The following is a 5254-nucleotide window of genomic DNA, read 5'->3' as shown; positions in this document are numbered from 1 at the left end:
GAATTTATCCTGCGCATTTTTGAAAACCTTCCCTTCTGCATCGGTGATTTTCAATTCCGTTAAATAAGACTTCGCCTCTGGTTTAATCAACCTGGCTTTTTCTTTATCGTGGTTGACCGATGGCGCTGCTGAACTTGATGCTTTGCTTTCCCTAAAAACAATCTTGCCATTGTTCAGTTCCTCCAAAATCAGATCCTTTTCGGTGGTAAACAAAGTACCGATTTTAAAACCTTTTTCAAGATAATCGATAATCAAGCCTATTGCTTCATCAACTGCATAGTTTTTCACCACATCGCGGGTTTTATAGCGATAAGTAAAGGCCAGTTTATCTTCACGTTTAATCACCACTTTGCGGATAAGAATCTGCTTTAATGCTTCCTCTTCTCCTTTATAGTTCCCTAAAGATACCTTTACAAAACTTGCTGTATTTAGGCTTTCTTTTAAAGCTATGGTAAATTGTTCTATATATTCTAACACTGGCATCGATAATTTTAACAACAAAGATAATCAAGTTTATCCGGAGCAGAACATATCCGTGATAATGTAACAATAGAGCGACCATTTTAAGATTTATTTGATTAAAAACGGCTAATCCAGCGCTGACGTAATACGATTTAGAAATATGCATGGGCAATATTATCTATATTGATTCCAAAATAGCCGAACACTTTTATTTCAAAAAATTAAGCTTTAGATTAGATTATATAAAAATAGCTAACCACAATTCATGAGTGACTTTCAGATAAAAAAATCGCCTACCGTTTATGATGCCATTGTTGTTGGCTCAGGTGCGGGCGGTGGAATGGCTGCATATGTTCTGGCACATGCAGGTCAAAAGGTTTTAATGCTCGAAGCTGGTCAAAATTTCGATCCGCGATTAGATTCACATCAATTAAAATGGCCTTGGGAATCTCCCCGTCGTGGTGCAAGTACAACGCGTCCATTTGGTGATTTTGATGCTTCGTATGGAGGATGGGAATTAGAAGGCGAACCTTATACCCAGAAAAACAAAAGCGAATTCGAATGGTTCCGTTCGCGGATGCTCGGTGGCCGTACCAATCACTGGGGACGAATTTCTTTACGGATGGGTCCGGACGATTTTAAACCTAAAGATGGTTTAACCGATGCCTGGCCTATTACTTACGCAGATGTAAAACCGTTCTACGATAAAGTTGACCGTATGATCGGTATTTATGGAACGGCAGAAGGTTTAGAGAATGAGCCAGACGGAATCTTTATGAAACCGCCAAAACCAAGATTAAACGAACTTTTCATCAAAAAAGGTGCAGAAAAAGCGGGTGTAAAAGTAATTACCGGCCGTGGGTCTGTACTTACCGAAGCCTTACCTAATAACAACGACCGTGCACCTTGTTTCTACTGTGGTCAGTGCGGAAGAAGCTGTAAAGTGTATGGTGATTTTTCATCATCGTCATGTTTGGTGAATCCTGCAGTAAAAACAGGAAACCTTACTGTAATTACCGATGCCATGGTACGCGAAGTAATCACCGATAAAGACGGTACTGCAAAAGGAGTTTCTTACGTAAACCGTAAAGACCTGCAAGAATACCAGGTAAATGGCAAACTGGTTATTTTAGGTGCCAGTGCCTGTGAATCGGCCCGTATATTATTAAATTCAAAATCAGCTTCTCACCCAAATGGCCTGGCCAATAGTAGTGGCGTGGTTGGAAAATACCTGCACGATTCTACCGGAGCAAGTGTTTCGGGCTTTCTTCCACAGTTAATGGACAGAAAACGTTACAATGAAGATGGTTTGGGCAGTGTGCACATCTATTCGCCCTGGTGGTTAGATAATCGTAAACTAAACTTCCCGCGTGGTTACCATATCGAATATTGGGGTGGCATGGGTATGCCTGCATATGGCTTTGGCGGCGGTGTAGCCCAAATGAATGGAATGGTACCTGGCAGAGATGGAAAAATGAAAGAAGCGGGAGGTTATGGAAAATCGTTAAAGGATGATTATCGCCGTTTCTATGGAACTGGTGTTGGCATGGCTGGTCGTGGAACAGCAATTGCCAGAGAAGCCAACTACTGCGAAATTGATCCGAACACGGTGGATAAATATGGTATTCCGGTTTTAAGGTTTAACTACAAATGGGACAAAGATGAAATCCTACAAGCAAAACACATGCAAGAAACTTTCCTTTCGATAATGAAAGAAATGGGTGCGGTGGTTACTTCCGAAATTCAGGGCGCAGATACCAATTACGGTTTACTCAACCCCGGAAAAATTATTCACGAAGTTGGAACCATCCGCATGGGCGACGATCCTAAAAAATCGGCTTTGAATAAATATTGCCAGGCACACGACTGTAAAAACCTATTTGTGGTTGATGCGGGTCCGTTTGTTCAACAAGGTGATAAAAATGCCACCTGGACGATTTTAGCGCTTTCGATGCGTACAGCCGAATATATTTTAGCTCAAAAGAAAAAACAAAACATTTAAAGAATTACCATATGAATAGACGTGATTCCATAAAAGCATTAGGTTTAACAGCTGTTAGTACTGCGGTATTGTTAGAGGCCTGTAAACAACCTGAAACAAAAACAGAAGTAGCCGCACCTGAAGAAACCGCAAAGGAAGCCGGAAGAGAACAATGGGAAATAGACCGTGATAAGAAATTAAAAGCTGAAACCTTTTTCACTAAACATGAAATGGCTACCATTACAGTTCTTGCCGACATTATTATTCCTAAAGATGATGTATCGGGCAGTGCATCTGATGCTAAAGTGCCAGAATTTATCGAATTTATTGTAAAAGATATTCCTGAACATAAAGTACCGATGCGTGGCGGCCTGAAATGGCTGGATGTATATAGCTTTAATAAATTCCAAAAATCATTTGTTGAGGCATCAAAGGATCAACAAATTTCGATTGTAGATGAAATTGCATACCCTAAAAAAGCCAGACCGGAAATGCAGGCGGGTGTAACTTTTTTCAATAGAATGAGAAACTTAACAGCATCAGGTTTTTACACTACAGAAATTGGTGTAAAAGATATTGGTTATGTAGGCAATGCGCCAAACCAGTGGGCTGGTGTTCCAGCAGATGTACTGAAACAGTACGGAATGGAGAATGTGAAAGTATAATTGCAAAAAAAATCATCTTTGCGAGGCACGAAGCAGTCTTAATGCGCCAGCTAGTAGCGATCGTTGTAAGATTGCTTCGTCGTTCCTCCTCGCAATGACGACCGTTGTGAATTACGCGGTTTGTGAAGATTCCGAACCACAGTACATGGAAAATATAATCTTATACCAAAGAAGTCAAGTTTAAAAAACTTGACTTCTTTTATTTATTGTAATAAAGACCCTGAAACAAGTTCAGGGTGACGGCCAATAAAATATTACTCTACAATCAAAATCAAACCTTTTCCTTTTTCAACAGGAATAAATTTTCCATCAGGATAACTTCCCGAAGTTTGAAACTTGTCAATTGCAGGAGCTGCTATTTTTACTTTCCCGGCATCTAACCCCAGCTTCGCCCAATCGATAGTTAAATTAACCTTTATATCTGCTTCTGCCCAACTTGCCAATGAAATCATTGTTTTACCTTTTTGTTTATAAACAGTTGCCAATACTTTAGGGTTATCGGTTTTAACCGGACAGTTTTCGCTCCAGTAACCGATCATCTCAGATCCTTTTATGCCGAAATTATCCCAGGCTTTCCATAATGGTTTTGGGTCACTTTTGTCAGACCATCCCAAGCGGCTTGTCATGCCATAAATCATACCACGCCAAGGGTTTCCATCATCCTGTAACATCTCTCCCATTAATCCAAAAGGTATTCCGCTTACCTCTGTTAAAAAGAAATCGGGATTGTTTTTTTGGTAATCGAAATATTCGCCAAACCATAAACGGTTTAAATAAGGGAAATGTTCCAGGTATAAAATGGCACTATTGTTAAAGCCATCACTTTTATTGTATTGATTCGCAGAGTGCAAGTCGATAATCCCCGGGTGGTTATCCTGTGTCAATACACGTTTTATACGCTTCATGGTTACACGGTCAAATGCCACATCATCCAAGTATACACCATCAATCCCAACGTTGTTTACCAACCAATTCATTCCTTCTACGTAATAGTTGTGCCAACGGTTCATTCCGCTGTTAATTACGGCCGCGTCTTTTATTTCAGGAACAAACCAGGCAGCAATATAATTGGAATCTAAATGTTCCTGTAGCCAGCTAAAGCCTCCTCCTTTACCAGGAGAGTATACTTCAGTACCTAAACTCCTTAAAGCCGGCCACTCATATGCATGGTTAGAAAGTTCGCGAACCGTATTATAAATTTTAACTTTTAATCCTTTTGAGTGTGCTTTACCGATATAATCTTTCATCTTTTTCCATTCGATAAATGGATAATTGATCCAAGGGTTGATCGGCGTGGCATGGTGAATGTTCACCACCGTTGCACCTTTAGCTTTGATCGTATCTAAATCGCCATATTTATGGTAAAAACGATTGTCCCATTGAAAATCGGTGTTAAGTAAATGGAAAGGTGTGATCAGTAAATTGAAATTGTAGTATAACACATCACCCTTTTTCATGCTTCTAGCACCAGTAAAATTGTCGGCAAGCATCGAACTTCCTTTAACATTAATCTGGATGCCGCCTTTATTACCATTACCCCACGATTTAGGCAATAATAAGGGCTTTTGAAGATAGAAATTAGTATTAAGCGGGCGAACATAGTTTTCATCTCTTAAGTTGTAATACAGGCCTGCATTTACGTTCCCGATCCAAACGGCATCCTGGTTTTTACTCGCTACATCCCATTTCCATTTTACAGTATCTGGTCTAACACCACCTTTTTCACCTAGGCCCATCAAATATTTAGTAGAGCCCTTATCAAATGGGATATGAAAATCGACATTACTAAATTCAACATCCATTAACGCGGTTACCTTAACTACATAATGTACATAGCCATCAAACTCTAAAGCACCTTCTAAATCCATTCTCAGGTTTTCAGAAGTATTGGTGGCCGTCCACTTTACGGTTCCAGCTTCTTTACTGGTGATCTGAAAATTACTAGGTACAAATTTCTCCTGCGTTTTTGGCGTATTAAAAAAGTGAAAGTGGATAGGTTCTGCAAGGATATTATTAGGTTTTTCGCTATAAGCCGTCATCTCTGCATTAAAGAGCGTTTGAATCTGCTTAGGAAAACCATCGGTATTAATTTCGAACTTTCTACCTAAAAGCGAGATTACATTCCCATCAACACATTCCCATCAAC

General features: G+C 39.8%; 2 protein-coding genes and 2 pseudogenes. 2 read left to right on the top strand and 2 right to left on the bottom strand.

Going from position 1 to position 5254, the window contains the following annotated elements; genetic code table 11:
* A pseudogene (locus AC1DND_RS18570) lies at window positions 1-477 on the bottom strand (class I SAM-dependent methyltransferase); the annotation flags it as partial.
* Window positions 478-727: 250 nt separating this feature from the next.
* Here AC1DND_RS18570 and AC1DND_RS18565 point away from each other — a divergent pair.
* On the top strand, window positions 728-2464 hold the full coding sequence (locus AC1DND_RS18565; RefSeq protein WP_477583882.1) for a GMC family oxidoreductase: 1737 nt from the start codon (window positions 728-730) through the stop codon (window positions 2462-2464).
* 11 nt (window positions 2465-2475) lie between these two features.
* A complete protein-coding gene (locus tag AC1DND_RS18560; RefSeq protein ID WP_477583880.1) occupies window positions 2476-3108 on the top strand; it encodes a gluconate 2-dehydrogenase subunit 3 family protein in 633 nt (210 codons plus the stop codon).
* Window positions 3109-3362: 254 nt separating this feature from the next.
* On the opposite strand, the pseudogene AC1DND_RS18555 reads toward AC1DND_RS18560, so the two are convergent.
* Window positions 3363-5228: pseudogene (locus tag AC1DND_RS18555) on the bottom strand (glycoside hydrolase domain-containing protein); the annotation flags it as partial.
* Between the last annotated feature and the right edge of the window lie 26 nt (window positions 5229-5254).

It is taken from the genome of Pedobacter sp. 01N416, assembly GCF_056399685.1.
This window is presented reverse-complemented; position numbering and strand designations above follow the sequence as displayed.